Here is a 25,536-nt window from a genome sequence, read left to right as displayed (position 1 = left end):
CAGCCTACGCCGGTACCGCCGCGCCGGCCGTCCGGGGGCGGGGACATGCGGCCGATCGTCAGGGTTGCAGGCGCTGGAGGCTCCATCCTCCCGGCTCCGCCGCGGGATCGCGGGAGAAGACCAGCCGGTCGTGCATCCGCGACGTGCGCCCCTGCCAGAACTCGATCCGCCACGGCCTCAGGCGGAACCCGCCCCAGCGCTCCGGCCGACGCACGTCGTCGACGCCGGCGTACTCCTCCTCGAGGGCCGCCACGCGCGCCTCGAGGTCGGCGCGCGAGTCGATCGGCTGGGACTGGCGGCTCGCCGTCGCCGCGATGCGCGACCCGTACGGTCGTCCCGCCCAGTACGCGTCGGACTCCTCGTCGCCGGCCCGGACCACCGCGCCGGTCACGATCACCTGCCGGTGGACGGAGTACCACGGGAACAGGAGCGTGGCGATCGGGTGCGCGTCGAGCGCCCGGCCCTTGCGCGACTCGCGGTCGGTGAAGAACACGAAGCCGCGATCGTCGACGCCGCGCAGCAGGACGGTGCGGCTCGACGGGGTGCCGTCCGCGTCGATCGTGCCGACGACCATCGCGTTCGGCTCGTAGACGCCTCGGGCGTCGGCCTCGGCGAGCCACCGGTCGAACTGCACGATCGGGTCGGCGGCGACGTGGGCCTCGTCGAGCTCCTCGGCCCCGTAGTCGGTGTGCCGGTGCAGGGCGTGCTCCACGGCCCGGTCGAGGCGGTCGGGATCGATCGCGTCGCTCATGTGCCAAGCGTACGAGCGGAGACGGCGACACCCCCGGATTCCGAGCGGATTCCGGGGGTGTCGACGTGTCGGTGGACCCAGGGGGATTCGAACCCCCGACCTTCTCATTGCGAACGAGACGCGCTACCAACTGCGCCATGGGCCCGAGCCGTCAACGACTCTATCATCCCCTCGGGGATGTCGATGACCACCGCTCAGACGGCCGTACGGCGCCGGCGCAGCACCTGGTCGAGGTCCGCGATCCCGGGCTCGGCCGAGTCCACGATGCCCATCCGGGCGTAGGGGCTGGACGACTCGGCCGCCGCGGCCCTGGCGGAGGCTGCGGCGGCGCGCTCGGTGTCCGGCCGTGAGGTCGACGGGCCGTCGGGCACCGATGCCGCCGGGGGCCGCAGGACGGGAAGCCGGGGCTCGAGCCGTTCCGCGCGCTCGGCGATCTCGGCGTCGGCCGCGCTGCGCTTGAGCTGCTCGGCCTCGGCGATCGAGGCCATCGCCGTCGCCGCGATCGTGCCACGGGACAGGTGCAGGGGCTTGGGCAGGGGCCGAGGGGTCCAGCCTTCGTCCGCCCCCGACTCGAGTTCGATGCCGTCGGTCTCGATCGGCTCGAACGGCTGCGCCTCGGGCCGGGCGAGCACCGGCGCGGCGACGGCGACGACGGCCGGACGGCGACGGGCGAGCACGACCAGGCCGGTCATCGCGACGGCGATCCCCGTCGAGCCGACCACGGCGATCAGCGGCGAGCCGCCGAACGGGAGGGCGACGAGACCGACCAGGAGCGTGACGAGCGACGCGAGCAGCGTGAGCGAGCACGCGGCCCGCCGGCGGCGCAGGCCCCGCCGGGTGAGCCCGCCGGGGACAGCCTGCGTGCGCTGCAGCACCGCGGCAGCCGCCGCACGCGCGGCCTGGGCCTCGGCACGCGCCGCGCGCTCGGCGAGTTCGCGTTCGGCCGCGGCGGCCGCCTCCTCCGCGGCGATGCGCTCGGCGATCGCGAGGTTCTCGGCGGCCTGCGCCTCGAGGCGCGCCGCGAGCTCGTGCTCGTGCAGGATGCGCTCCTGGGCCGCCACGTCGCGCGCGGTCATCCCCAGGCGCACCTCGCCCGGTGTCTCGGCGGTCTCGGCGAGGATGCGCAACGTCTGCTGCAGCCGGACCGCGTTGCGCTCGGTGGCGAGGTACTGGCGCCGGCGGAGCCAGCTCGGAAGCAGGTAGGCGATCCACAGCGTCGCGGCCACCGCCACGAGCACGCCACCGCCGATCGCATCCATGGGTCAACGCTAGGTCACGACGGGGTCACGGACCCCATCGCGGCGGGCGTGTCAGCGATCCCCCACCCGAAGGGGGGTGTCGGCGGCCGCGCGGTCGGCGGCGGGCACCGTCGCCGCGTCGCTCGGCGCCCTGCCCTCCCGCCAGCGACGCAGCACGCCGCGCGGCACCTCCTCCGCGACGAGCGCGAACGCGTAGTGGTCGCGCCAGTCGCCGTCGATGTGGATGAAGCGGCGACGCAGCCCCTCGTAGCGGAAGCCGAGCTTCTCGACGACCCGCAGCGAGGGGGCGTTCTCGGGACGGATGCAGATCTCCATCCGGTGCAGGCGGAGCGTGCGGAAGCAGTGGTCGGTCGCGAGCGCGACCGCCGTCGGCGTGATCCCGCGACCGGCCATCGACTTGGCCACCCAGTATCCGATCGTCGCCGACGCCAGCGAGCCGTGCGTGATCGACGAGACGTTGAGCTGCCCCACCAGTTCGCCGTCCCACTCGATCACGAACGGCAGCGCCGTTCCCGCGCGCCCGTGCGCCGTCAGGTTCCGGATGCTCGCGCGCGTGTCGATGATCGACCCGCCGCCGGGATACGTCGCCTCCCACCGCCGCAGCCACCCGCGATTCTCCAGGAGCACGCGCTCCAGCGTCCGCGCGTCGCGCGCGCGGATCGGCCGGAGCGTCAGGGACCCGTCCACGAGGGTCGGCACGGATGCCGGGGGCACGTCTAGTTCCGGTCGAACCCGGCGGCGAACTCCGCCAGCCACGGCCGGAGCTCGGGGCCCAGGTCGTCGCGGTCGGCGGCCAGCTGCACGACGGCCTTGATGTAGTCGAGCTTGTCGCCGGTGTCGTAGCGACGTCCGCGGAAGACGACGCCGTACACGCCACCCGTGTGCTCGGCGTCGCCGGCCATCTCCATCAGCGCATCGGTCAGCTGGATCTCGCCGCCCTTGCCGGGCTCGGTCCGCTCGAGCACCTCGAAGATGCCGGGCTTCAGGACGTAGCGGCCGATCACGGCGTAGTTCGACGGGGCCACCTCCTTGGCGGGCTTCTCCACCAGTCCCGTGACCCGGACCACGTCGGCCTCGTCAGTCTCCTCCACCTCGGCGGCGCCGTACAGGTGGATGCTGTCGGGGTCGACCTCGAGCAGGGCGACGATGCACGCGTCGCGCTTCACCTGCTCCTCGAGCATGCGCGTGAGCAGGACGTCGCGCTCGTCGATGATGTCGTCGCCGAGCAGCACCGCGAACGGCTCGTCGCCGACGTGCATGTGCGCCCGCAGCACTGCGTGACCGAGACCGCGGGGGTCGCCCTGGCGCACGTAGTGCATGTCGGCGAGGTCGGTCGACTCGTTGACCTTCTCGAGCTTGGCCGTGTCGCCCTTGGCCTCGAGGGTCGCCTCGAGCTCGGCGACGCGGTCGAAGTGGTTCTCGAGGGCGTTCTTGTTCCGGCCCGTCACCATCAGCACGTCGGTCAGGCCCGCGCGCACGGCCTCCTCGACCACGTACTGGATGGCCGGCTTGTCGACGACCGGGAGCATCTCCTTCGGCATCGCCTTCGTCGCGGGCAGGAATCGCGTTCCCAGGCCGGCGGCGGGGATGACGGCCTTCGTGATCCGATGAGTCATGGCCCTCAGCGTAGCCGCAGCGCGTCCGCCGGTGGCGACCGGAGCGTCCTAGGATGTCAGCCATGCCCGACGATCCGACCATGGTGAAGCGGATCCTCCGCGCCGAACTCCGGGAGCGCCGGCAGAACATGCCGGCGCACGAACGCGACGTGGCCACCGAGGGCTTCACCGCCCGGCTCCAGGAGCTCATCGGATCGACCGGCGCCGAGTCGCTCTCCTGCTACCTCTCGATGCCGACGGAACCCGACACCCGGCCGTTCGTGAACTGGGCCGAGGCCCGCGGCATCCGCGTGTTGTTCCCGGTCACGCGCGAGGACGGCCTGCTCGACTGGACCGTCGGCGAGGAGGAGACCGAGGTCACGGGACTGCACGGCATGCCCGAGCCGGAGGGCGAGCTGCTCGGCCCGATGGCCATCAACGACGTCGACCTGATCCTCGTGCCCGCGGCCGCGGTCGACGCGACGGGCACGCGACTCGGCTGGGGGCGGGGCTACTTCGACAAGACCCTCGGTTCGATGGGAAAATGTCCCCCGGTGTACGCCATTGTCTTCGACGGCGAGTTCGTCGAGGAGGTGCCGCGGGAGGTGCACGACCAGCCGGTGGACGGCGTCGTGACCCCCACGCGGATCGTCGCGTTCTGACGGCACGGCGCGCACCCCGAACGCTCACCGAGGATCCACGGAGATCGACATGCCCACCTATTCCTACCGCTGCACCGCGTGCGACGACGCGTTCGACGTCCAGCAGTCGTTCACCGATGACAGCCTCACCGAGTGCCCCGCCTGCGGCGGCCGGTTGCGCAAGCTCTTCAGCGCGGTCGGCGTGACGTTCAACGGGTCGGGTTTCTACCGGACCGACTCGCGGGCCGCGACGGGCTCCTCCGGTTCCGGTTCGTCGTCGGGCGCCGGCGGCGCCGCCCCGTCGGGTCCGGCCACGTCCGCTCCTTCGGGCACCGGTGCCTCGTCGTCGGGCTCGTCCGCCTCGTCGGCCGCGTAGCGTGGGAGATCCGCTGGACGGACGCATCGACCAGGCGGGAAAGGGGTCCGCGCGCGTGCTCAAGGGATTCAAGGAGTTCATCCTCCGCGGCAACGTCATCGATCTCGCGGTGGCCGTCGTCATCGGCGCCGCGTTCACCGCGGTCGTCAACTCGATCGTCGAGAACATCTTCAATCCGCTGATCGGCGCCGTGTTCCGCGCCGACAGCCTCGACAGCGCCCTGGTGCTCTCGATCCCGATGCCGGGCCCGGATGCCGAGATCCGGTTCGGCGCCGTGCTGGGCGCGGTGATCACGTTCCTCGTCGTGGCCGCGGTCGTCTACTTCGTCTTCGTGATGCCGATGAACCTGCTGAAGGAGCGCGCCGACGCCCGTCGGCAGGCCGGCGTCGCCAAGCCGGAGGATCCGGAGACCGAGCTGACGGTCCTCGCCGAGATCCGCGACCTCCTGGCGGCCGATCGCAACGCCGGGTCCGGGACGGGCGCGCGCCGGAACGACTGACCCCGGCCGTCCGTCACCAGTGCGGCGGGCGCTCGCGCGTGATGCGCTCGTCGTCGGGCGCGGCGGGCCGGGCCGCACCGCGCTCCAGGTCGTCGTGCGCTCCGGGCGTCGCAGTCTCCGGAGCGGGGTCGCTGCCCGGCGCCGGGGTCAATCGAGCACGTCTCGATCCGCGGGCGCGCACGACCCGCTGCCGGGGCGCCGCGTCCTCGGGCGCCTCGTCGGACGCCCCGTCGGACGACGTCATCGGTCCGCGACCGGCCCGGTCGACGCCGATGCGCCGGTGGGCTCGACCGGCTCGGGCGCAGGCGTGCCCTTCCCGAGCACCGACGCGACGCGCTCGGCCACCGACTCGGGATCGCCGAAGAGCTCGAAGCTGTGCACCCGCAGGTAGTGCCAGCCGAGCCGGCGCAGCACGTCGGGTCGGAGTCGCAGCGACTCGCGGAGGCTCTGGCCTGCGAGCGCCGGGTCGGTCTCGACCACGACGGCCCGACCGGCGTGGGCGGCCGCGAGCGACAGCGTGCCGCGGTGCCCGACGCTGACCCGGATGCCGCGGCGACCGAGCCGTGCGGCGAGGTCCTCGAGCATCGGATCGCCGTGCACGCCGTCCTGCAGCGCATCGCGCTGCTCCTCCGTCTGCGACAGCACGCTCGCGAGCGCGACGACGCCGTGGCGCTGCCGTCCCTCGTCGATGTCGTCGGGGCGGAACGCCGAGACGATGTCCATCGACCGCCGCGCTCGGGTCATGGCGACGGCGAGGAGGCGCTCGCCGCCGGCCTCGCCGAGCGATCCGAAGTTCGACAGCAGCCTCCCGTGAGGGGTGCGCCCGTACCCGATCGAGAAGATCACCCGGTCGCGGCTCTGCGCCACAGCCTGCTCGAGCGTGAGCACCGTGAACGGCTCGGCGCGGTCGCGGAGGATGAAGTCGGACAGGTCGGTGCGCTTGGCGAACGCCGCGAGCACCGACTGGTGGACGCGCGCGGCGTGCCGGGCGCTCGCGGTGATGACCATGAGCGACTCGCGGGGGCGCTTGACCGCGTGCTCCATCACGAGTTCGACCACCTTCGCCACCTCGGCGTCGAGGCTCTCGACCGTGCCCGTGACCGGGTCGGGCAGGCCGTTCCCGCGCACGTAGTGCAGGCCGAGGCTGCCGTGCCCGAGGAAGCTCCCCGCCCACGGCATGGAGACGATGCGGCCGCCGTAGAACCGGCGGTTGACCAGCTCGGCGAGGTCCTCGCCGCCGGCCCGGTAGCTGCGCGTCAGGGTGAGGGTGGGCAGCAGGTCCGACAGGCGCGCGAGCGCGGAGTCGGCGTGGAGCGCGTCGACGGCGTGCGACGCGGCCTGCGGCTCGGGGTCGCTGCGGATCGCGGTCTCGAATCGCGTCGGGGTCTGCGTGACCGGATCCCCGAAGGCGATCACCTGCCGCGCGCGACGGATGGCGCCGAGGTTCTCGGCGATCGTCGTCGCGCCCGCGTCGACGAGGATCACGGTGTCGAACGGGATGGCGTCGTCGATGGCCGGCACCTGGTACGGCGAGGAGAGCCACACCGGCGCGAGCACCCGGAACAGGTGCGGCGCCTCGCGATGCAGGCGGTCGGGTCGCACGCGGTCCCCGCGCAGCATCCGACGCAGTCGCTCCGCCTCGTCCGGATGATCGACGAGGGCGACCCGCCACGCCTCCGCGAGTCGCCAGGCGAGCAGCGGTCCGGCGGCCGAGGCGTGCGCGTCGTCGACGAGGCGGAAGTCGGACTCGAGCCGGTCGAGGACGGTCGTGTTCGCACCGAGCAGCGCCCGGTCGGAGCCGAGGACGGTCTCGAGCACCGACTGCCACCACGCGAGGTCGAGCTCGGATGCCACGAGGTGCTCGGGGACGTGGCGGCGCGCCAGGTCGAGCAGCAGCGGGTCGAGGCCCAGGTCGCGGAGTCGCTGGAGCAGGGCCGTGCGCTCCTGGAGGTTGTGGAGCACCTCGGACTCCTCGGCGAGCTCGGCGAGCGTCGCCTCGAGGTCGCGCAGGGGGCGCGCGGCCAGTCGGCGAGCCGTGCCGTCGAGGCCGAGGGGCAGGTCGAGCGACTGCAGGTCGGATGCCACGGTGTGGAACGCCACGTGCACGTCGTCGAGGCCCACCGGCACGCTCGGGATGGCGCCCGCCTCCGAGTAGCGGTGCCAGAGGGTGCGCTGCTGCTGGATGCCGCGGAGGGCCGAGTTGAGGTCGCCGACGTGGACCCCGGGGCGGACGTACTCGAGCGCGAGCCGCCGGAGCCGGCGCCGGTTGGCACCGGACATGCCGGTCTCCCGCCGGGGCGCGGTGGCGGCGATGAGCTCGCCGAGCGGGCGGTCGTAGACCGCCGGCATGAACTTGTCGAGCGTGTCGCGCACGTCGTGGAGCAGGCGCAGGAACACGCCCAGCTCGGCGACCGACTCGAACTGGCGCAATCGCGTCTGCCCGATCAGCTGACGCGCCCGCTCGAGCAGTCGCGGCACGTCGGTGCCGCTCAGGCGCTTCGCCAGCTCGTGCGCGGCGCTCGCCTCCTCCGAGGTGTCGAAGGACGCCCCGTACCAGGGCGAGTCGCCCGGCCCGTAGCGGAACTCGCCGAGGGCCGCCGCGCGGACCAGGTCGGCCGCCGCCGCCTCGCGGCTCCCGGCGAGCGCGGCGAGCGACTCGCGGTCGAGGCGCGACGTGGTGTCGGGCGCGACCGGCAGGGCGGCGAGTCCGGCCAGGGCCGTCAGGGCGTCGAGCACGGAGACGCCGAGCTCCGGGTCGCGGCGGGTGAGCGCGTGGCGGTAGTCGAGCAGGACGCGGCGCAGGCGCACGAGCGCGTCGTCGACGTCGGCGATCCGCGGCTGCTCGGCCTTCTCGTTCCGCGAGATCGACTGGATGAGGTCGCGCCGGAGTCCGTCGGTGGTCACGGCCATGCCGCCGAGGCCGATCTGGCCGAGCCGGTGGGCGATGCCGTCGAGGCTCGCGCGCCGGGCGCCGACGACGAGGACGCGCCGGTCGTTCGCGACCAGTGCGCCGATGGCGTTGACGATGGTCTGGGTGCCGCCGGTGCCCGGCAGCGTCTTGACCACGAGCGAGGCGCCCTGCTCGATGCGGGCGATGACCTGCTCCTGCTCGGCGTCGGCGTCGAGGAGGAGCCGGTCGGTGGAGGGCGGCCGCTCGTCCTGCGGGACGATGCGCGGCGGGTCGACGGGTCGCGCCACCTCGGCCCGAGCCGTGGGGTTGCCCGCGATCGCGTCGATGACGGGATGCTCGAGGCGCGCGGCATCCGCCCCCATCGCCGGCCCGACCTCGGCGAACGACGAGACGACCAGTCGCGGCGCGACGTGGAAGTACGGCAGGTGCGAGGTGAGCCCGCGCAGTCGGTCGATCACGGGCTGCGGCTTGAACGCGCCGTTCGTGATCGCCAGGGCGACGAAGGCGTCGGCATCGAGGGTGATCTGGAATCGATCGTGCAGTTCGCGGGCGAGCGCCGGGTTGAGGAACGGCTGGCCCTTCAGCTTGAGCTCGAAGTCGCGGCCGTAGCGCCGGATGGCGAGCGGGCGGAGCAGCACCGGCGCGAGGAAGTCCTCGCCGCCGTCCTGCCATGAGGCGAGGCCGATCGCGAGGTGCACCGACTCGATGCCGCGCACCGATCGCAGCTCGATGCCCTTCTGGGTGATCTCGGCGGCGGCGAGGCGGGCGTTGCGGAGGGCGAGCTCGTCGCGGATGAGGCTGGAGAGCAGCGTCGAGTTGCCGGTGATGAACTGCGGCAGCCCGCCCGGGTGCGTGGTGGAGAGCTCGATCCGGGTGCGCGGGGAGTCGTCGAACCCGATGAGGGGCGATCGCCCGCCGAGCTCGCGGAGCTCGGCGTGCCAGCGCCGCCAGCTGGGCTCGGCCACGTTCGACGCCACCACGGTCGGATCGCCCACCGTGACCGCGTCGGGGGTCGCCGGGTCGCGGTGGAAGGCGTCTCGCGGCGCGCCCGCTGCGGAGTCGTCCTCGGCGGCGGGGTCGAGGAGGTCGTCCTCGCGGTCGTTCCGATCGAGCCGTTGCACACCGACACCATACGGTCGGGATCGTCGGATCCCTCGGAGCATCGCCGCAAAGGATGGTTTTGAATACCCTATGGGTATCACATACCATGGGGGTATGGATCGGCGGACCCGGCCGGGGCCGCACGGCGATCCGATCCCAGGAGGTGCAGCATGACCGTCGCAGCGGATTCCGCGACCGACTCGAAGTCCGACGCGCAGCGCCGGATCGCCAACCGCCTGAAGCGGGCCCGCGGCCAGCTCAACGCCGTCATCGAGGCCGTCGAGTCCGGCGCCGACTGCCGCACGGTCGTCAACCAGCTCGCCGCCGTCTCGAGCGCGCTCGACCGTGCGGGCTTCGCCGTCATCTCGACCGCGATGCGGGACTGCGCGACCGATCCGCAGGGCGCGGACGAGGGCGACCGGCTCGACTTCGACGAGCTCGAGAAGCTCTTCCTCTCGCTGTCCTGACCGACGCGGCCGGACGGCCGCCGACGCCCGGCGCACGACGACGGCCGCCGACCGTCGGTGCTCGGTCGGCGGCCGTCGTGCGCCCGAGGGGCGCCGGGTGGGCGCCCCCGCGTCAGACGAGCGAGGAGAGCTCGAGCCCGTGGGCCTTCGCGACGCCCTCGTTCGTGAGCTTGCCGGCGGTCGCGTTCAGGCCCTTCGCCAGTGCGGCGTCCCCGGCGAGCGCGGCCTCCCAGCCGAGGTCGGCGATCTTCAGCGCGTACGGCAGGGTCGCGTTCGTGAGCGCCGGCGTCGAGGTGGCGGGAACGGCGCCTGGCATGTTGGCGACGCAGTAGTAGATCGCGTCGTGCACGCGGAACGTCGGCTCGGCGTGCGTCGTGGGCCGGGAGCCCTCGAAGCAGCCGCCCTGGTCGATCGCGATGTCGACGAGGACCGCCCCGCGCTTCATCGTCGCGACCATCTCGTCCGTGACCACCTTCGGTGCGGCCGCGCCGGGCACGAGCACCGCGCCGATCACGAGGTCGGCGTCGCGCACCTGGCGGGCCGTCTCGTACGGCGAGGACGCGAGCGTCTTGATGCGGTGGTCGTACCGCGCGTCGATCTCGCGCAGCTTCGGCAGCGAGATGTCGAGCACGGTGACGTCGGCACCGAGGCCGAGCGCGGTCGCGGCGGCCTGCTCGCCGGCCACGCCGCCGCCGATGACGACGACCTTCGCCGGCGCCGTGCCGGGCACGCCGCCGAGCAGCACGCCCCGGCCGCCCTTCGACGCGTGCAGCTCGGCGGCGCCGACCTGCGGTGCGAGACGGCCCGCGACCTCGCTCATGGGGGTGAGCAGCGGCAGCGAACGGTCGGGCAGCTGCACGGTCTCGTACGCGATGGCCGTCACGCCCGAGTCGAGGATCGCGCGGGTCAGCGGCAGGTCGGCCGCGAGGTGCAGGTACGTGAACAGCGTGAGGTCGTCGCGGAGGAAGCCGTACTCCCGCTCGATGGGCTCCTTGACCTTCAGCACCAGGTCGGCCGCCCATGCCTCGTCGGCGGTCGCCACGATCGTCGCACCGGCGGCACGGTACTCGTCGTCGTGGTATCCGGCTCCCTCGCCGGCGCCGGCCTGGATGTCGACGCGGTGGCCGCGCTGCGACAGGGCGTGCACCCCGGCGGGCGTCATCGCGACGCGGAATTCGTTGTTCTTGATCTCAGCGGGCACGCCGATGTGCATGGGTTACTCCGAATGCTGTGTGGATTGGTACTTCAATGGTCGCCTGTCGTTCGCTCAAGCGGAAGTCGTGCCGCACGGTATTCGGTAGGATGTAGCCCAACGCATCGAATGTTCGAGGGAGTACCCGGCCGTGAGCGATCTGCCGCAGTTCAGCGAAACCCCCCGAGTCGCGCTCGACGACGTGGACCGGCAGATCATCGCGCGGCTGCACGAGAACGCGCGCATCCCCAACGTCGACCTGGCCCGCGCCGTCGGCGTCTCCCCGTCGACGTGCCTCGCCCGGGTGCGCTCGCTGCGCGAGCGCGGGGTCATCACGCGCTACACGGCCGAGATCAACCCGGCGGCGCTCGGCTTCACCCTGCAGGCCCTCATCTCGGTCCGCATCCGTCCCGGCGCGCGGCACCTCATGGAGCAGATCTCCGACGAGCTGCGCGCCGAGCCGGAGGTCGCGCAGCTGTTCTTCCTCGGCGGCAGCGAGGACTTCCTGATCCACGTGCGCGTGCGCGACAGCGAGCACGTGCGCCAGTTCGTCCTCAAGAACCTCTCCGCGAACCCCGCGGTCGCCCTGACCGAGACGAACCTCGTGTTCGAGCACCACACCGCGAACTCGGCGGGGCTGCGCACCGTGCTGTGACCCGCCCGCGCCGAGGCGGCCGGCGTCAGGGCGTGACGGGGAGGATCTCGGCGAGGTCGAGGCCGGCGGGCGACTCCAGCTGGTCGTAGGTGCAGCTCGCCGGGGTGCGATCGGGCCGCCACCTCCGGAACTGCGCCGTGTGGCGGAACCGGTCGCCCTCCATGTGGTCGTAGGCGACCTCCACCACGAGTTCGGGCCGGAGCGGGACGAACGAGAGGTCCTTTCCCGCGCTCCAGCGGCTCACCGCTCCGGGAAGGCGCCCGCTGCGATGGGCCTCCTGGTCGGCCCACTCCCCCCACGGATGGCGCGACAGGTCGTCCTCGACGTAGGGCGCGAGCTCGTCCACCAGCTCGCGTCGTCGGGCCATCGGGAACGACGCGGCGACCCCGACGTGGTGGAGCCGCCCGTCCGCCCCGTACAGCCCGAGCAGCAGCGAGCCCACGATGTCGCCGGTCTTGTGCCAGCGGTAGCCCGCGATCACGCAGTCGGCGGTGCGCTCGTGCTTGACCTTGAACATCGTCCGCCGGTCCGGTTCGTACGCGCCGTCGAGCGGCTTCGCGACGACCCCGTCGAGCCCCGCCCCCTCGAATCGCTCGAACCAGTCGCGCGCGACGGCGAGGTCGCCCGTGGACGGCGTGAGGAACACCGGGTCGGATGCCGCGGCGAACGCGTGCACGAGCCGCTCGCGCCGCTCGGAGAACGGCCGCGCGGTGAGGTCGTCGTCGCCGAGCGCGAGCAGGTCGAAGACGACGAAGGAGGCCGGGGTCTGCTCCGCGAGGAGGCGGACCCGGCTCGCCGCGGGATGGATCCGCTGCTGCAGCGCGTCGAAGTCGAGCCGACCGTCGCGCGCCAGGATGATCTCGCCGTCGACGACGCAGCGCTCGGGCAGGTTCGCTCGCAGGGCCTCGACCAGTTCCGGGAAGTAGCGCGTCATGGGGCGCTCGTTCCGGCTGCCGAGCTCGACCTCGTCGCCGTCGCGGAAGACGATCGTGCGGAAGCCGTCCCACTTGGGCTCGACGTGCCCCACGTCGGGGATCTCCTTGACCGATCTCGCCAGCATCGGCTTCACGGGCGGCATCACGGGAAGGTCCATGCGACCATCATGCGCGCCGCCGCGGACACGCGCACCTGCGCGGCCCGGGGCATCGGCGGGGTAGCATCCGCTCGCGAGGGGGTCAAGGGCTGACGAGCGCGCACGGCGCCGCGTATCTTGGGTGCCGGTGGTCGCGCACGGGGGGTGCCGACCTGCCGCCGAAATGAGGATAGGAACATGTCCGACCCGCAGACCGGCGATCCCGAGGCGGAGCGAGAGCTCGACGCCGCCGTCGCCGAAGCCGAACGACACGCCCGCGCCGAGGAGGACGCGGACGCCGACGAGACCGTGGCCGTCAAGCGCGACTCCGGCGAGGTCGCCGAGGAGCGTGCGCAGTGATGCCGGTACTCGAACCCGACCAGGACGCCCCGACCCGATCCGGCCCGCTGCCGTCGATCGGCGTCTGGTGGCCCATGCTCGAGGCTCCGTTGCAGCGCGAGATCCTGGAGCACCCGACCGCGCCGCTGCGGATGGGCGTCGTGCGCCGGATCTACGACCTGTGCGAGATCGAGGCCCGTCCCGTCCCGCGCTCCGGCGTCCGGCTCGGGCCGAACGAGCGGGCGTACATCGCGGGCTGGGTGCACGCGGTCGACTGGACCTGAACCGAGGATGGGGATTCGACGAGGTGGAGGACGCATGATGGTGACGCACCGCTCCGGTGTCGGGTAGGGGTGCTCCGTGCAACGCATCCACTACGCCGGAGGCGTGCTGCTGACGGGGAACGAGATCGCCGATGCGATCGTCGACTACGCCGCCGCGCTCGCCGGTCGTCGCGCCGCGGCCTCGATCGACATCCCGGTCCGGACGGACGACGGCAGGACGGCGCGCGCGCACATGCTCATCGGGCCCGCCAGCCAGCTCGTGACCGAGCCGATCGACTCGTCGACGGATGAGCTCGTCGACGAGGACCTCGTCACCCGCCTGCGTCGCGCCACGATCGCGCTGACGTCGACGCGCGCGCTCGTCGAGCCGGGACCGGAGGCGATCGACGACGCCGACACCGACGCGCTGGAGTGGCCCCCGCTCCGCTAGGCCGGTGGCGTCACTCGGCGTCGAGCGCCTCGGTGCCGCGCGAGTCGACCTCGGCGTCCTCCTCCGCGTCGGAAGTCCCGTCGTCGGAGGGGATCGGGATGATGCTCACCGGGATGCCGGGACCGACGAGGAGTTGGGCCGGCTGCGGGCGGCCCTCGCCGAAGTTCACCGTGATCCATCTGGCCGCGCCCGAGGCGTGGGCCTCGTCGATCGCGCCGCGGATGGCGTCGACGTCGGCCTCACCCACCGAGTACTGGTCGCCGCCGTACATGATGTTCACGCGCTTCACGCTTCGTGCCCCCCGTTCGAGCCGTTCGAGTCGTTCCTCGCCTCGGGCTCGGGGACGAGGACGAGCCCTCCCGGCGAGTTCGCGGTCGACATGAGCGCATCGACCCAGACGCGGTTGATCGACGGCTGTCGACCGCCGGCGTACTTGAACACGAGCGAGATCCGGGGATGGACCCAGATCGTGCTCCGGCCGTCGCCGATCGCGGGGTCGTCGCGCCAGCTGAAGTAGAAGGACTCGCCTCGCCGCAGCTTGGCGCCGATGACGAGCTGCAGGTGCGCGAGCACCCGGTCGTCGAAGTCGACGCCGAGCGTCGAGTCGTACGTGAGCTTGCCCACCGATACCTCCTGGACCCGGGTCCGGACCCCGGGACCGCTCTCGGGCTCAGGCTATCGCGTTCCTGGCGCCCGCTTCGAGGTTGTCCCTCGTGCGAGGCCGCTGTCAAGCCTCTGGCGGGGGGACACCGGAACGCCTAGCGCGCGGGAAGTGCGAGGCGACGCGATCGATCAGGTGCCCCTGGAGGGACTCGAACCCCCAACCCTTTCCTTAGGACGGAACTGCTCTTCCATTGAGCTACAGAGGCTGACCGCACGAGTCTACCGGGACGCGCGCGCGGACCGCGGCACGTCGGGCGGCGGCCGGCGATGCGAGGCGGAGGCTCAGTTGTAGCCGAGCACCACGATGGCGGAGGTGGCGGGAGCGAGCTCGTCGACGAAGGCGATCTCGTCGGTTCGAGTGTCGTCGGAGGGCTGCGTCATCGCGGTCACCATGCTTCTTCCTCGGGGGATGCACGCCAGCGTATCCGCAGCGTGGAGCGGAGGGCATTGGCCGGAACGTCCAACTTCGGGGCGGCCTTTCGCCACGATGTCGCACACGCGACCGCCGCGGGCTCAGACGGGCGGGTAGAGGTAGAGCGCGTCGCCCACGGGAATCGTCCGTCGATGGTACGAGTGGTCGGAGTTCCAGTTGTACTCCTCGAGCGTGACCGTGCCGTCGCCGTTCACGGACTGCACGTACGCGACGTGGTTGTACGAGAACCAGGCCACCGCGCCGACGACCGGCTCACTGCTCGTCGGCCAGCCCTTGGCACGCCAGGAATCGGCCCAGGTCCAGGCGCTGCCCGAGGCGAGGTTCGACCAGTCCCACTTCCAGGGAGCGCCGTAGACGCCGGCGTCGCGGTTGAGGCGCCACGCGACGAAGTCGACGCATTCGCGGTAGTAGTACCGCAGCGGCGACAGTCCGCCGCCGTAGTCGTCCGGCGTCTCGTACCACCACGGGTAGTCGTCGCCCTCGGCCTGCTGCGTGACCCGGGCGTAGTCGCCGATGCCGCGGGCCGCGAGCTCGGCGGCGCGGGCCGCGGCCTCCGCCTCGGCGACGGCGGCCTCCGCAGCGTCGATCTCGGCCCTGGTCGTCACCGAGAAGCTGTCGACGGAGAGCGTGGCGCCTCCGGCGTTCACCGAGACGTCGAGGTCCTGCGCCTCGGCGACCGAGAGGCTGAACTGGGTCGGCCCGCCGCCCGGCAGCTGGCCGCCGGGGAGGAACGCGTAGGCGGGCAGCGCGAGCGTGCCGACGAGCGCCGGCACGATCAGCACGGTCGCCGCGACCCGTGCCGGGGCGTTGCGCCGGGCGCGGACCGCCGGGCGCGACGCCGGCTCCGCCTTCGCGGGGCGGGCGTCCTGACCCGTGGTGCGCCGCACGCCGGGTCGTCGTGCCGTCCGTCGTCTCGGCCGCGCAGGGGGATGGCCGAACTCGTCGTCACCGTTCAAGGGTCGTGAACCTCCGGGGCCCGGCCCCGGAGGGGGGCTCCGGGGGCGAGAGGCGTGCAGGTCGCGGCGCAGGGGGCGCACCGGACTCGTTCAACCATAGGGCACCGGCCGAATCGTGTCACGACGCTCCGGCGACGACGCGCCGGACGTGCTCCCGGCTCAGGCGGCGCGGCCCAGGAAGTCGCTCCACTGGGGCATCGGCCGCTCGAACCCGCGCACCACCCAGCCCCGGCCGTGCGGCATGCGCGGCGTGATCCGGAGGCTCCAGCCCATCTCGGCCGGCGTGTGGTCTCCCTTGGCGTTGTTGCAGCGGAGGCAGCAGGCGACGAGGTTCTCCCAGGTGTCGCGGCCGCCGCGCGATCGCGGGAGGACGTGGTCGATCGTCGCCGCGGACTTCCCGCAGTACGCGCAGCGGTGCTCGTCGCGCCGGAGCACGCCGCGGCGGCTGACCGGGACCTGGTGCACGCGCGGGGTGCGGACGTAGCGGGTGAGGAGGATGACGCTGGGGCGCACCCAGTCGCCGTTCGTCCCGTGCACCGGATTCTCCTCGTCGTGGAGGATGACGGTCGCCTTCTCGTTCATGACCAGCAGCAGTGCGCGCTTGAAGGAGACGACGGCGAGCGGCTCGTATCCGGCGTTCAGCACGAGGGTGCGCATGGGGGTGCCTTTCGATCGGTGCTGGATGGCTTCCAGCCGCGTGAAGGATCGACGACCCGGACGCCGCGGGGTCGGCGGTGTTCGCCCCGGAGACGCGAAACGGGCACCGTCGTGATGACAGTGCCCGTCGGCATCCCGGCGCGGTCGCGACTCGGCTGACTGCTGCGCCGCTGGTCGTAGAGCGCGCGCGCACCCGCGGAATGGGTACTGCATCGCGCAACGACCATCGGACTTCCCCTACCCGGTATTCGGATCGTCAGGAACCAAGGCTACGACACGAATGGCGTGCCGGGTCCTCCCGGCACGCCATTTCGTTTCGCGCTTCATGCGCTGTTCACGCGTCAGATGCGCACGATCCAGTAGTCGCTGGTCCAGATGGGCTGGATCCGCACCACGGTGCCCTCGTACGGGGCGTGCAGGATCTGGCCGTTCCCGGCGTAGAACCCGATGTGGCCCGACATGACGACGAGGTCGCCGGGAACGGCCTCGGAGAGCGGGATCTGCGTTCCGGCTGCGCCCTGCGCGGCCGACGAGTGGGGCAGGTCGATGCCGAACTGCGCGTACACGTACTTGACGAGCCCCGAGCAGTCGAAGCCGGCGGGCGTGGCGCCGCCGTAGACGTAGGGAACGCCGAGGTACTGCTGGGCGACGGAGAACACGGCGGAGGGGCTGGCCGCGCCCGTGACCGGCGCGGGAGCGGAGTACTGGCTGGCCTCGGCCGCGTAGGAGGTCATCGCGGCCGCGGCGGCCTGGCGCGCCTCCTCGGCGGCCCTGGCCTCCTCGGCCGCGCGGATCTCCTCGCCGGTGACGGCGTCGTAGCCGTCCTCCGACATCGGCGCGGCGATCACGTCCTCGGCGACCTCCACGTCCTGGGGCTGCGCCTTGGTCAGCTGCGTCGCGGCGGTGGCGCCGAACTGCAGTCCCTCGCTGCCGGGAGCGAAGGCGTACGCCGGGATCGCGAACGTGCCGACGAGGCCGGCGGCGACCGCCATCACCACGACGTTCTTCGCGCCGCCCGAACGCATGCGGCGGCCGAACGACGGCCGCTCGCGGCGCGCCGGCGCGTGCGAGGCCGAGCGCTCCGCCGCAGCAGGGCGGGCGGGCTCGTCGCGGCGCACGACGGCGGCGCGGGTGGGGGGCTTGGGGGCGGTGGTCGCGCCGGAGCGGCGCCGGGGGAATCGAGCCAAAACGTGTCCTCCGCCTCACGACGCCGGGGCGTCGTCCCACCTTGTGCGCCGGGGGCGCGTCACGGGTATCGGGGCCGAGCGGCGGGCACCGGAGGCGTCTCGACCCTGTTCCACCGACTGGCTTGGCGCCGGCGGACTCGATCGAGGATACGCGAGACCTCGTCGAATGTCACATTTCGATCACGAGCGGTCGGGAGCGGACCCGATCGACCCGATGAAGAGGTGCCCGGCCATCGTCGTCGCCATCGGGAGCGGGTCGTGCCCCTCCGCCTCCGCGAGCACGCGGTCGCCCGTCCGACTGAACTCGACCGACGCGCCGGGCACGATGCCCGCGGCCTTGAACCGGGCGAGCAGCTCGGGGTCGAACTGCGCCGGCTCCGCGAGGCGGCGGATGACGCCGCGGGCGCGCCCCTTCCCCTCGTCGAGCGCGGTGACCACGTTGCGGACGCCCGCCATGAACGGGTCGGCCGGCGCGATGCCCAACTCGTCGAGGCCGGGGATCGGATTGCCGTACGGAGAGTGCGTCGGGTTGCCGAGGATCTCGACCAGGCGCCGCTCGACCTGCTCGCTCATGACGTGCTCCCACCGGCAGGCCTCGTCGTGCACGTACTCCCAGTCGAGTCCGATCACGTCGGCGAGGAGCCGTTCGGCCAGCCGGTGCTTGCGCATGACGTGGACGGCCTTGCTGCGGCCCTCGGCCGTCAGCTCGAGGTGGCGATCTCCGGAGACGACGACCAGTCCGTCCCGCTCCATGCGCGCGATCGTCTGCGACACCGTCGGACCGGAGTGGCCGATCCGCTCCGAGATGCGGGCGCGCAGCGGGACGATGCCCTCCTCCTCGAGGTCGAGGATGGTGCGCAGGTACATCTCGGTCGTGTCGATCAGGTCGGTCACGTCGCTCCTCCTCGGCCCTGCGGCACGTCGACACACCAGCCTACTGTCCGCCGTCGTGCGCGTCAGCGGTGTCGACGCGGCGACGATCGGCCGACGCGTCATCCGCCGCCACGGCGAACGCCCCGTCACGGACCCGCCCGTAGGATCGGACCATGTCCGACCTCGTGATCCCCGCGTCGCTCCTGCCCGCCGACGGCCGATTCGGCTGCGGCCCGTCCAAGGTGCGGCCCGAGCAGCTCGCGCACCTCGCCGAGGTCGGGCCGCGGCTGCTCGGCACCTCCCACCGCCAGGCGCCGGTGAAGCAGCTCGTCGGGCGGGTCCGCCGCGGCATCGCCGACCTGTACCGCCTGCCCGAGGGGTACGAGGTCGTCCTCGGCAACGGCGGGTCGACCGCGTTCTGGGATGCCGCGGCGTTCGGCCTGATCGAGCGGCGCGCGCAGCTGGCCTCGTTCGGCGAGTTCGGCGCGAAATTCGCGAAGGCGGCCGCGGCGCCGTGGCTCGAGGCGCCCGCCGTGCGGCGGGCGGAGCCCGGATCGCGCGCCGACGCGGAGCCCGAGGAGGGCGTCGACGTCTACGGCTGGCCGCAGAACGAGACCTCGACGGGCGTGCAGGCGCCGGTCCGGCGCGTCCGCGCCGACGAGGGCGCGCTCACGGTCGTCGACGCGACCAGCGCCGCCGGCGGCATCCTCGCCGACCCCGCGGAGTTCGACGTGCTCTACTTCGCGCCGCAGAAGAACCTGGCCTCCGACGGCGGCCTCTGGTTCGCGATCATGTCGCCGGCCGCCATCGAGCGCGTGGATCGCATCGCGAGCTCGGGCCGTTACATCCCGGAGTTCCTGTCGTTGAAGAACGCCGTCGACAACTCGCGTCTCGACCAGACGCTGAACACGCCCGCCCTCGCGACCCTCCTGCTGCTCGAGAGCCAGCTCGACTGGATCAACGCATCGGGCGGCCTGGCCTGGGCCGACGCCCGCACGCGGGAATCCTCGGGCATCCTCTACGACTGGGCGGAGCGCACCGGCGCGGCCACCCCGTTCGTCGCCGACCCGGAGCACCGGTCGCAGGTGGTCGTCACGATCGACTTCGACGAGACCACGGATGCCGCGGCCCTCGCTCGCACGCTGCGGGCCAACGGCATCGTCGACACCGAGCCCTACCGCAAGCTCGGGCGCAACCAGCTGCGCGTGGCGACCTTCACCGCCATCGAGCCGGACGACGTCCGGGCGCTCACCGCGTCGCTCGACTGGGTGCTCGAACAGGCCGGATAGGCTGGCCGCCATGCGGCTGTGGCTGACGGAGTCCGAGCGGCGACCCGATCCGGCGCCGGTGCGCACCGACGCGCGGAAGGCGCTGCTCGCCGGCACGGCGGCGTGGCTGGTCGCACTCGTGATCGCGACGGTCGCGCGCGAGGCGCTCGACGCGGCCGGCCTGGGCTGGTTCGTGGCGGCCGCCGCCGTGGGCGTGGTGCTGGGCCTGGTCGGACTCCTGGTGGTGCAGCTCCGGCGACGCCGGCGCGACCCGATGGACTGAGGCCGACTCAGGCGTCGTCGTCGTCGGCGAGCGCGTCGATGTCGATGCCGTCGAAGACGTCGTCGTCGTCAGCGTCATCCGACTCGTCCGCGTCGTCTTCGTCGTCGCCGAAGCCGTCGTCGGCGTCCCGCTCCTCGGCGAGGTCCGGCTCCTCGGCCTCGTCGTCCTCGGCATCCTCGCCGGATGCGGCGGCCGCGGCCTGCGCGGCGCGGTACTCGGCGAGGCGCTCCGACCACGGGACCCACTCGGGTGCCAGCAACGCGCGCTCGCCGGGCATGAGTTCGGTCTCGAGGACGGTGGGCTCGCCGTCCTCGACCCGCGCGAGGGTCACGCTCCAGTGCCATCCGGGATAGCCGGACAGGTCGGCCGCGAAGTGCAGGGAGAGCACGTGCTCGTCCTCGACGACGTGGCCGATCAGCGAACCGACCGTCTCGGGCGGCGTCGTCTCGAGGAGGGCGCGCTGGGCCAGGGCGGCCGAGGCGAGCAGGACCTCATCGGCGTCGGGCTCCGGCCGCGACTCCTCGGCGGGGGCGTCGGGATCGGCCGCCGTGGCGGGCACGGCCTCGGGCGCGTCAGACATCCAGCTCGTCCGCCACCCGGCGCAGCAGGGCCGCGATCTTGCGGCTGTGCGCGTTGTCGGGGTACCGCCCCCGCTTCAGGTTCCCGCCGATGCCGTCGAGCACCTTCACGAGGTCCTCGACGATGACCGCCATGTCGTCGGCCGGCTTGCGGTGCAGGCGGGCGAGGCTGGGCTGGGCGTCGAGCACCCGGACGGAGAGCGCCTGCGCGCCCCGCTTGCCCTCTGCGACGCCGTACTCGAGGCGGCTGCCCGAGCGGACGGTCGCCCCGGCGGGAAGCGCCGAGGCGTGGAGGAAGACCTCCTGGCCGTCATCGCCGTGGATGAAGCCGAACCCCTTCTCCTCGTCGTAGAACTTGACCTTGCCGGTGGGCATCTGGATGAACCTCGCTCCGTGGTGTGTGGGCGCACCGGAGACCCGGCGGCATCGACGTCAATTCTAGGTGCCGCACGCGAAGCGCCCTGCTGGCCTATTCTGGACGAGTGAGCAGCCAAGGGCCCGTGACCGATCACCGCGTCGAGCGCATCCTCGCCTACATGGTCGCCGCGACGGTCGGGCTGTCCATCCTCGCCTTCCTCGCCGTCATGGTCGGCACGCTCGTCGGCGTCGGCGCCGACGACGGCTTCAGCCAGGGGATCTGGCCGTTCGTGCTGGTCCTGCCGCTCATCGGGCTGCCGATCGGGTTCCTGCTCCTCATCGCACTCCTCATCGTCAACGGCATGCGCCGTTCGAGGGAGTCCCGGCAGGGCACCGACTGAGACATGCTGGTGCTCGCCGCGAGGCTCCGCGCGCTGCCGCGCGAGGTGCTCGCGGACGCACTCAGGTCGCGTGAGTTCGACCCGTCGGGCGTCGACGACCTCTTCGACCTCGCCGAGGCGATCACGGCGCACGACTCGGTCGACCACGCGCTCGACCGCCTCGAGCGGCCCGCGCTCGCGGTCCTCGCGGCCGCGTCCGCGACCGCCGACGACGCCGGATGGACCACGCCCGCCCGCATCCGGGCCGAGCTGTCGCGACTCGGGGCCGCCGACGCGATCGCCGACGACGCGGCATCCGTGCTCGATCGACTCGACGCCGAGCTCCTCGCGCTCCGCGACGCCGATCGCGTGCACGTCCCCGGCGAGGTGGCCGCGCGGCTGAAGGCCCGCATCGGCGAGGACCTGCCGGGCCTCGAAGCCCTGGCCGCCCCGGCGCCGCCCGTCGCGCTGCGCGCCGAGCGACCCGACGAGGGGCTGCTCGAGCGCCGCGCCGCCGAAACCGCCTACGCCACCGTCGCCGCCACCGCGGAACTGCTCGCCGGCCTCGCCACGCAGCCGGCACGCGAACTCGCGAAGGGCGGACTGGCGCTGCCGGATGCGAAGCGGCTCGCCGAGGCGACCGGGGTCGACCTCGCGTCGCTGCCCCGCCTGGTGCGGCGCGCCATCGAGGCCGGGCTGGTGATGCGCGACGGACCGGTGTGGCTCGAGTCGGATCGCGGCGCCGAGTGGGCGCTGCGCGGCACGTCCGCCCGGTGGGAACTTCTCGCCGAGTCCTGGCGGGAGCGCATCCCCGCCGCCCTCCGCGAGCTCGTGGCGCGTCGCAACGACGGCCTCAGCGCCAGCTCGGTCCGCGACGACGCGGCCTGGTACTACCCCGGCGGCGGCCGCTGGCTGCCGGACGGACTGGACCGCCTGCTCGACGACGCGGAGGCGCTCGGGCTCGCGGTGGCGGGCGAGCCGGTCGAGACGGCCAGGCTCGTGCTCGCCGGCGACGTCGCCGGCGCGGCGGAGCGCCTCGCGCGGCACTTCCCGCACCAGGTCGACCGCGTGTACGTCCAGCACGACCTCACGATCGTCTCCCCCGGCCCGCTCGAGCCGTCGCTGGACGCGCGCCTGCGAGCCTTCGCCGACGTCGAGGGCCGCGACCTGGCGTCGAGCTACCGGGTCACCTCGTCGTCCGTCAACCGCGCCCTCGCCGCCGGCGAGACCGCGGCGTCGCTCCGATCGTTCCTTGAGGCCGTCTCCCTCACCGGCATCCCGCAGCCGCTCCAGTACCTCATCGACGAGTCGGCCGCACGGTTCGGCAGCGTCCGGGTCAGCGCGGCCGACCCGTCCGAGGCGCCGGCCCGGTCGTCGGTGCGATCGGATGACGCGCAGCTGATCGGCACGCTCGCCGTCGACCAGACGCTCTCCGCCCTCGGACTCCGGCAGTCCGGCTCGAACCGGCTGATGTCGCGCTTCCCGCCCGAGGTCGTCTTCTGGGGCCTCAGCGATGCCCGGTACCCCGTCGCCGCGGAGGACGGCGAGGGCCGGATCGTCCGGCTCCGGCGGCATCACGTGGGGCGGGCGCCGACCCCGGCTCCTCGCACGGATCCGATCGAGGCGCTGCTCGACCGCATCGCCGAGGCCGATTCGGGCGGCGGCACCGAGCAGGCGTGGCTCGCACGTCAGCTGGAGGCCGCGGCGCGTGCCAAGGAGACGCTGAACGTGACCGTGCGGATGCCCGGAGGCGACACCGCCGACTACCTGCTCGCGCCCGCGAGCGTCGCCAACGGCCGCCTGCGCGCCCGTGACCGCCGCGCCGACATCGAGCGAACCCTGCCGATCTCGGCGATCGCCGCCGTCGCGCCCGCCCCGGCGGACGCCTGACCGGCCGCCGCGGTCGCCGCTCCGGGCCTCCTCGGAGGAAGCGCGCCTAGACTGGTTCGCTATGTCAGACGGCCCCCTGATCGTCCAGAGCGACCGCACCGTCCTCCTCGAGGTCGCGCACCCGCTCGCCGAGGACGCGAGGCACGACCTCGCGATCTTCGCCGAGCTCGAACGCGCCCCCGAGCACATCCACACGTACCGCATCACCCGGCTCGGGCTGTGGAACGCGCGGGCCGCGGGGCACACGTCCGACGACATGCTCGGCACCCTCGAGCGCTACGCGAAGTTCCCGGTGCCGCAGACCGTCGCGGTCGACGTGCGCGAGACGGTCGCGCGCTACGGCCGCCTCGTGGTCGACCGCACGGATGACGGCGCGCTGCGGCTGCGCAGCGACGACCTGGCGGTGCTCACCGAGGTCGCCGGCGCCAAGCGCATCGCACCGCTGCTCACCGAGCGCATCGACGACACGAGCTTCCTCGTGGAGGCGTGGGCGCGCGGGCAGCTCAAGCAGGAGCTGGTGAAGCTCGGCTGGCCCGCCGAGGACCTCGCCGGGTACACGCCCGGCACGCCGCATCCGATCGAGCTGGATCAGCAGGACTGGCATCTCCGCGACTACCAGCAGCGGGCCGTGGACAACTTCTTCGACGGCGGCTCCGGCGTCGTGGTGCTGCCGTGCGGGGCGGGCAAGACGCTGGTCGGCGCCGGGGCGATGGCCACGGCGAAGACCACCACGCTCATCCTGGTCACCAACACCGTCTCGGCCCGGCAGTGGCGCGACGAACTCCTGAAGCGCACGTCCCTCACCGCGGAGGAGATCGGCGAGTACTCCGGCCAGGTGAAGGAGGTCAAGCCGGTCACGATCGCGACCTACCAGATCCTCACCGCCAAGCGGAAGGGCGAATACGCCCACCTCGCCCTGCTCGACGCCCTCGACTGGGGCCTCGTCGTCTACGACGAGGTGCACCTGCTGCCGGCGCCGGTCTTCAAGCTGACCGCCGAGCTGCAGGCGCGGCGTCGACTCGGCCTGACGGCGACGCTCGTGCGCGAGGACGGCCGTGAGGGCGACGTCTTCTCGCTGATCGGCCCGAAGCGCTTCGACGCCCCCTGGAAGGAGATCGAGGCGCAGGGATTCATCTCCCCCGCAGCGTGCTACGAGGTGCGCATCGACCTGCCGCAGTCGGAGCGACTGGCCTACGCCGCATCCGCCGACGACGAGCGGTATCGCCTCGCGGCGACCGCGCCCGCCAAGCTGGGGGTCGTGAAGGAGCTCGTCGCCCGCCACGCCGGCGAGCGGATCCTCGTGATCGGGCAGTACCTTGACCAGATCGACGAGCTCGCCGACGCGCTCGGCGCCCCGCAGCTGACCGGCGCCACGCCGGTCGACGAGCGCGAGCGGCTCTTCCAGGAGTTCCGCGACGGCACGACGCCGGTCCTGGTGGTGTCGAAGGTCGCGAACTTCTCGGTCGACCTGCCCGAGGCGACGGTGGCCATCCAGGTGTCGGGATCGTTCGGCTCACGGCAGGAGGAGGCCCAGCGCCTCGGCCGGCTGCTGCGCCCCAAGGAGTCGGGCCTGTCGGCGAACTTCTACACGCTCGTCTCCCGCGACACCGTCGACCAGGACTTCGCGCAGAACCGGCAGCGGTTCCTCGCCGAGCAGGGCTACTCGTACACGATCCTCGACGCGCACGCCATCGCGGCCTAGCTGCCGCGTGCGAACAGTCCGGCGATCCGTCCGGCCAGCCGGTCGAGGAGGATGACGAGCACCGAGAGCACCGAGATGTAGGCCAGCACCTCGAGCATCGCGACGAACGACCCCAGGGCGCCGAGTTCGTCGGTGTCGAGGAACGGATACGGGAAGCGGTCGGGCACCTCGGGCAGCGTCAGCGCGCGCCAGAGGAAGATCATGCCGTACGCGAACGGGTAGAGGACCCACCATCCGACGTCGCGCCAGCGGACCAGCCGGTGCGGCCCGAAGGCGATCCAGTCCACGAGCACCATGACCGGGACGACGTAGTGCACGGCGAACAGGGCCCGGTTGGCCAGCTGGTCGCCCGGATCGTCGACGAACAGTCCGGGGATGGGGTTCTCGAAGTGGCTCAGGAGCACGTGCGAGACGATCATCGTCGTGAGGATCCACACCGTCACGCCGCCGCGCAGGCGCGGCGCCGGTGGCGCGGTCGTCGCGCGACGGACCATCCAGTAGAGCGCCGCGGCGTAGTAGCCGAAGACGATCACGTTGCTCTGCGTCGTGAAGTACGCGAGACGTCGTTCCGCCGCGATCAGCCCGAAGAGCACCACCACGACGATCGCGACGCGCCACCAGAAGTGCGGCGTCGCCCACACGTTGACGCGGCGATCCGCCGCCTCGTCCGCCTCGGTCGTCATCCCCTGCTGGGACGCATCGATCGCCACCCGGTCACCCTCCTCGTCGAGCGAGCG

Annotated in this window: 30 protein-coding genes and 2 tRNA genes; 13 read left to right on the top strand and 19 right to left on the bottom strand. The window is 72.7% G+C overall.

Translation table 11 applies throughout. From position 1 onward, the window contains the following. Positions 1-58: 58 nt before the first annotated feature. From pdxH to galU, 5 genes are all read right to left on the bottom strand, one after another. On the bottom strand, positions 59-751 hold the full coding sequence (pdxH, locus tag ACUY4T_RS12565) for a pyridoxamine 5'-phosphate oxidase (RefSeq protein WP_446019299.1): 693 nt from the start codon (positions 749-751) through the stop codon (positions 59-61). 72 nt (positions 752-823) lie between these two features. Beyond that, positions 824-896: transfer RNA gene (locus ACUY4T_RS12560), tRNA-Ala, on the bottom strand. Positions 897-945: 49 nt separating this feature from the next. Continuing rightward, positions 946-2,010, bottom strand: coding sequence for a hypothetical protein (locus ACUY4T_RS12555; protein ID WP_446019298.1), 1,065 nt, complete (start codon positions 2,008-2,010; stop codon positions 946-948). A 51-nt stretch (positions 2,011-2,061) separates the two neighbouring features. After that, positions 2,062-2,724 carry a GNAT family N-acetyltransferase gene (locus tag ACUY4T_RS12550; RefSeq protein WP_446019297.1) on the bottom strand — a complete coding sequence of 221 codons (663 nt, stop codon included), beginning with the start codon at positions 2,722-2,724 and terminating at the stop codon, positions 2,062-2,064. Between the two features lie 2 nt (positions 2,725-2,726). Further along, positions 2,727-3,626: a UTP--glucose-1-phosphate uridylyltransferase GalU gene (gene galU, locus ACUY4T_RS12545; RefSeq protein ID WP_446019296.1), complete on the bottom strand. Its 900-nt coding sequence runs from the start codon at positions 3,624-3,626 to the stop codon at positions 2,727-2,729. A gap of 62 nt (positions 3,627-3,688) precedes the next feature. Here galU and ACUY4T_RS12540 point away from each other — a divergent pair, with 62 nt between their 5' ends. From ACUY4T_RS12540 to mscL, 3 genes are read left to right on the top strand one after another with little or no spacing between them, the layout of a single operon-like run. Continuing rightward, positions 3,689-4,267 carry a 5-formyltetrahydrofolate cyclo-ligase gene (locus tag ACUY4T_RS12540; RefSeq protein ID WP_446019295.1) on the top strand — a complete coding sequence of 193 codons (579 nt, stop codon included), beginning with the start codon at positions 3,689-3,691 and terminating at the stop codon, positions 4,265-4,267. Between the two features lie 49 nt (positions 4,268-4,316). Further along, entirely contained in the window at positions 4,317-4,622 is a 306-nt protein-coding gene (locus ACUY4T_RS12535) for an FmdB family zinc ribbon protein (protein WP_446019294.1), read from the top strand. Between the two features lies 1 nt (position 4,623). Beyond that, a complete protein-coding gene (gene mscL / locus ACUY4T_RS12530) occupies positions 4,624-5,121 on the top strand; it encodes a large conductance mechanosensitive channel protein MscL (RefSeq protein WP_446019293.1) in 498 nt (165 codons plus the stop codon). Positions 5,122-5,134: 13 nt separating this feature from the next. Here mscL and ACUY4T_RS12525 read toward each other — a convergent pair whose 3' ends face one another. Both ACUY4T_RS12525 and ACUY4T_RS12520 read right to left on the bottom strand, forming a co-directional pair. After that, positions 5,135-5,272, bottom strand: coding sequence for a hypothetical protein (locus ACUY4T_RS12525; protein ID WP_446019292.1), 138 nt, complete (start codon positions 5,270-5,272; stop codon positions 5,135-5,137). A gap of 89 nt (positions 5,273-5,361) precedes the next feature. Continuing rightward, complete coding sequence (locus ACUY4T_RS12520) at positions 5,362-9,195, bottom strand: AAA family ATPase (RefSeq protein WP_446019291.1); 3,834 nt, start codon at positions 9,193-9,195, stop codon at positions 5,362-5,364. Between the two features lie 108 nt (positions 9,196-9,303). Here ACUY4T_RS12520 and ACUY4T_RS12515 point away from each other — a divergent pair, with 108 nt between their 5' ends. Beyond that, complete coding sequence (locus ACUY4T_RS12515) at positions 9,304-9,600, top strand: metal-sensitive transcriptional regulator (RefSeq protein WP_446019290.1); 297 nt, start codon at positions 9,304-9,306, stop codon at positions 9,598-9,600. A 112-nt stretch (positions 9,601-9,712) separates the two neighbouring features. Here the strand turns inward: ACUY4T_RS12515 and ald are convergent, their stop codons facing one another. Beyond that, entirely contained in the window at positions 9,713-10,813 is a 1,101-nt protein-coding gene (ald, locus tag ACUY4T_RS12510; RefSeq protein ID WP_446019289.1) for an alanine dehydrogenase, read from the bottom strand. A gap of 130 nt (positions 10,814-10,943) precedes the next feature. On the opposite strand from ald, the gene ACUY4T_RS12505 reads away from it, so the two are divergent. Continuing rightward, positions 10,944-11,447 carry an Lrp/AsnC family transcriptional regulator gene (locus ACUY4T_RS12505; protein ID WP_446019288.1) on the top strand — a complete coding sequence of 168 codons (504 nt, stop codon included), beginning with the start codon at positions 10,944-10,946 and terminating at the stop codon, positions 11,445-11,447. A gap of 25 nt (positions 11,448-11,472) precedes the next feature. On the opposite strand, the gene ACUY4T_RS12500 is transcribed toward ACUY4T_RS12505, so the two are convergent. Continuing rightward, positions 11,473-12,540, bottom strand: coding sequence for an ATP-dependent DNA ligase (locus ACUY4T_RS12500; protein WP_446019287.1), 1,068 nt, complete (start codon positions 12,538-12,540; stop codon positions 11,473-11,475). Between the two features lie 177 nt (positions 12,541-12,717). On the opposite strand from ACUY4T_RS12500, the gene ACUY4T_RS12495 reads away from it, so the two are divergent. From ACUY4T_RS12495 to ACUY4T_RS12485, 3 genes are all read left to right on the top strand, one after another. Beyond that, positions 12,718-12,879: a hypothetical protein gene (locus ACUY4T_RS12495; protein WP_446019286.1), complete on the top strand. Its 162-nt coding sequence runs from the start codon at positions 12,718-12,720 to the stop codon at positions 12,877-12,879. Continuing rightward, positions 12,879-13,142 (top strand): hypothetical protein, encoded by a 264-nt coding sequence (locus ACUY4T_RS12490; protein WP_446019285.1) that lies wholly within the window; start codon positions 12,879-12,881, stop codon positions 13,140-13,142. Before ACUY4T_RS12495 ends, ACUY4T_RS12490 begins: the two co-directional genes overlap by 1 nt. Positions 13,143-13,218: 76 nt before the next feature. Next, entirely contained in the window at positions 13,219-13,572 is a 354-nt protein-coding gene (locus tag ACUY4T_RS12485) for a hypothetical protein (RefSeq protein WP_446019284.1), read from the top strand. Positions 13,573-13,582: 10 nt separating this feature from the next. Here the strand turns inward: ACUY4T_RS12485 and ACUY4T_RS12480 are convergent, their stop codons facing one another. From ACUY4T_RS12480 to ACUY4T_RS12450, 7 genes are all read right to left on the bottom strand, one after another. Then, positions 13,583-13,852: a hypothetical protein gene (locus ACUY4T_RS12480; protein ID WP_446019283.1), complete on the bottom strand. Its 270-nt coding sequence runs from the start codon at positions 13,850-13,852 to the stop codon at positions 13,583-13,585. Between the two features lie 5 nt (positions 13,853-13,857). After that, positions 13,858-14,196: a DUF7882 family protein gene (locus ACUY4T_RS12475; protein WP_446019282.1), complete on the bottom strand. Its 339-nt coding sequence runs from the start codon at positions 14,194-14,196 to the stop codon at positions 13,858-13,860. A gap of 173 nt (positions 14,197-14,369) precedes the next feature. After that, positions 14,370-14,441: transfer RNA gene (locus ACUY4T_RS12470), tRNA-Arg, on the bottom strand. 307 nt (positions 14,442-14,748) lie between these two features. Next, the gene (locus ACUY4T_RS12465; protein WP_446019281.1) at positions 14,749-15,555 is read right to left on the bottom strand and encodes a CHAP domain-containing protein; all 807 of its coding nucleotides are present in this window, start codon (positions 15,553-15,555) and stop codon (positions 14,749-14,751) included. 228 nt (positions 15,556-15,783) lie between these two features. Further along, the gene (locus tag ACUY4T_RS12460; protein ID WP_446019280.1) at positions 15,784-16,281 is read right to left on the bottom strand and encodes an HNH endonuclease; all 498 of its coding nucleotides are present in this window, start codon (positions 16,279-16,281) and stop codon (positions 15,784-15,786) included. 341 nt (positions 16,282-16,622) lie between these two features. After that, the gene (locus ACUY4T_RS12455; RefSeq protein ID WP_446019279.1) at positions 16,623-17,468 is read right to left on the bottom strand and encodes a C40 family peptidase; all 846 of its coding nucleotides are present in this window, start codon (positions 17,466-17,468) and stop codon (positions 16,623-16,625) included. Between the two features lie 180 nt (positions 17,469-17,648). Next, positions 17,649-18,362, bottom strand: a complete 714-nt coding sequence (locus tag ACUY4T_RS12450) for an iron-dependent transcriptional repressor DtxR (RefSeq protein WP_446019278.1) — start codon at positions 18,360-18,362, stop codon at positions 17,649-17,651. A 152-nt stretch (positions 18,363-18,514) separates the two neighbouring features. Between ACUY4T_RS12450 and serC the strand changes: the two genes are divergently transcribed. Continuing rightward, positions 18,515-19,630 (top strand): phosphoserine transaminase, encoded by a 1,116-nt coding sequence (serC, locus tag ACUY4T_RS12445; RefSeq protein WP_446019277.1) that lies wholly within the window; start codon positions 18,515-18,517, stop codon positions 19,628-19,630. A gap of 10 nt (positions 19,631-19,640) precedes the next feature. Continuing rightward, complete coding sequence (locus ACUY4T_RS12440) at positions 19,641-19,892, top strand: DUF2530 domain-containing protein (RefSeq protein WP_446019276.1); 252 nt, start codon at positions 19,641-19,643, stop codon at positions 19,890-19,892. Between the two features lie 7 nt (positions 19,893-19,899). On the opposite strand, the gene ACUY4T_RS12435 is transcribed toward ACUY4T_RS12440, so the two are convergent. Together ACUY4T_RS12435 and ACUY4T_RS12430 are read right to left on the bottom strand one after the other, a co-directional pair. Continuing rightward, on the bottom strand, positions 19,900-20,472 hold the full coding sequence (locus ACUY4T_RS12435) for a DUF3027 domain-containing protein (RefSeq protein ID WP_446019275.1): 573 nt from the start codon (positions 20,470-20,472) through the stop codon (positions 19,900-19,902). After that, complete coding sequence (locus ACUY4T_RS12430; protein WP_446019274.1) at positions 20,465-20,845, bottom strand: cold-shock protein; 381 nt, start codon at positions 20,843-20,845, stop codon at positions 20,465-20,467. Before ACUY4T_RS12430 ends, ACUY4T_RS12435 begins: the two co-directional genes overlap by 8 nt. 107 nt (positions 20,846-20,952) lie before the next feature. Here ACUY4T_RS12430 and ACUY4T_RS12425 point away from each other — a divergent pair, with 107 nt between their 5' ends. From ACUY4T_RS12425 to ACUY4T_RS12415, 3 genes are all read left to right on the top strand, one after another. Then, positions 20,953-21,228, top strand: coding sequence for a hypothetical protein (locus tag ACUY4T_RS12425; protein WP_446019273.1), 276 nt, complete (start codon positions 20,953-20,955; stop codon positions 21,226-21,228). A 3-nt stretch (positions 21,229-21,231) separates the two neighbouring features. Beyond that, positions 21,232-23,097, top strand: a complete 1,866-nt coding sequence (locus ACUY4T_RS12420) for a helicase-associated domain-containing protein (protein WP_446019272.1) — start codon at positions 21,232-21,234, stop codon at positions 23,095-23,097. Positions 23,098-23,158: 61 nt separating this feature from the next. Then, a complete protein-coding gene (locus ACUY4T_RS12415; RefSeq protein ID WP_446019271.1) occupies positions 23,159-24,799 on the top strand; it encodes a DNA repair helicase XPB in 1,641 nt (546 codons plus the stop codon). Here ACUY4T_RS12415 and ACUY4T_RS12410 read toward each other — a convergent pair. After that, a complete protein-coding gene (locus ACUY4T_RS12410; RefSeq protein ID WP_446019270.1) occupies positions 24,796-25,509 on the bottom strand; it encodes a Pr6Pr family membrane protein in 714 nt (237 codons plus the stop codon). The two genes, ACUY4T_RS12415 and ACUY4T_RS12410, sit on opposite strands and share 4 nt — an antisense overlap. Between the last annotated feature and the right edge of the window lie 27 nt (positions 25,510-25,536).

The organism is Agromyces arachidis (assembly GCF_052805135.1).
Note: the sequence above shows the minus strand (reverse complement) of the source record. Positions and strands in the feature narration are given on the sequence as shown.

Bases quoted from the DNA above. Each gene is read 5' to 3' on its own strand.
- pdxH (WP_446019299.1), bottom strand. From the start codon at position 751: ATGAGCGACGCGATCGATCCCGACCGCCTCGACCGGGCCGTGGAGCAC.
- ACUY4T_RS12520 (WP_446019291.1), bottom strand. From the start codon at position 9,195: ATGCTCCGAGGGATCCGACGATCCCGACCGTATGGTGTCGGTGTGCAA.
- ACUY4T_RS12540 (WP_446019295.1), top strand. From the start codon at position 3,689: ATGCCCGACGATCCGACCATGGTGAAGCGGATCCTCCGCGCCGAACTC.
- ACUY4T_RS12500 (WP_446019287.1), bottom strand. From the start codon at position 12,540: ATGGACCTTCCCGTGATGCCGCCCGTGAAGCCGATGCTGGCGAGATCG.
- ACUY4T_RS12515 (WP_446019290.1), top strand. From the start codon at position 9,304: ATGACCGTCGCAGCGGATTCCGCGACCGACTCGAAGTCCGACGCGCAG.
- ACUY4T_RS12535 (WP_446019294.1), top strand. From the start codon at position 4,317: ATGCCCACCTATTCCTACCGCTGCACCGCGTGCGACGACGCGTTCGAC.
- ACUY4T_RS12430 (WP_446019274.1), bottom strand. From the start codon at position 20,845: ATGCCCACCGGCAAGGTCAAGTTCTACGACGAGGAGAAGGGGTTCGGC.
- ACUY4T_RS12495 (WP_446019286.1), top strand. From the start codon at position 12,718: ATGTCCGACCCGCAGACCGGCGATCCCGAGGCGGAGCGAGAGCTCGAC.
- serC (WP_446019277.1), top strand. From the start codon at position 18,515: ATGTCCGACCTCGTGATCCCCGCGTCGCTCCTGCCCGCCGACGGCCGA.
- galU (WP_446019296.1), bottom strand. From the start codon at position 3,626: ATGACTCATCGGATCACGAAGGCCGTCATCCCCGCCGCCGGCCTGGGA.
- ACUY4T_RS12460 (WP_446019280.1), bottom strand. From the start codon at position 16,281: ATGCGCACCCTCGTGCTGAACGCCGGATACGAGCCGCTCGCCGTCGTC.
- ACUY4T_RS12490 (WP_446019285.1), top strand. From the start codon at position 12,879: ATGCCGGTACTCGAACCCGACCAGGACGCCCCGACCCGATCCGGCCCG.
- ACUY4T_RS12435 (WP_446019275.1), bottom strand. From the start codon at position 20,472: ATGTCTGACGCGCCCGAGGCCGTGCCCGCCACGGCGGCCGATCCCGAC.
- ACUY4T_RS12415 (WP_446019271.1), top strand. From the start codon at position 23,159: ATGTCAGACGGCCCCCTGATCGTCCAGAGCGACCGCACCGTCCTCCTC.
- ald (WP_446019289.1), bottom strand. From the start codon at position 10,813: ATGCACATCGGCGTGCCCGCTGAGATCAAGAACAACGAATTCCGCGTC.
- ACUY4T_RS12555 (WP_446019298.1), bottom strand. From the start codon at position 2,010: ATGGATGCGATCGGCGGTGGCGTGCTCGTGGCGGTGGCCGCGACGCTG.
- ACUY4T_RS12440 (WP_446019276.1), top strand. From the start codon at position 19,641: ATGCGGCTGTGGCTGACGGAGTCCGAGCGGCGACCCGATCCGGCGCCG.
- ACUY4T_RS12420 (WP_446019272.1), top strand. From the start codon at position 21,232: ATGCTGGTGCTCGCCGCGAGGCTCCGCGCGCTGCCGCGCGAGGTGCTC.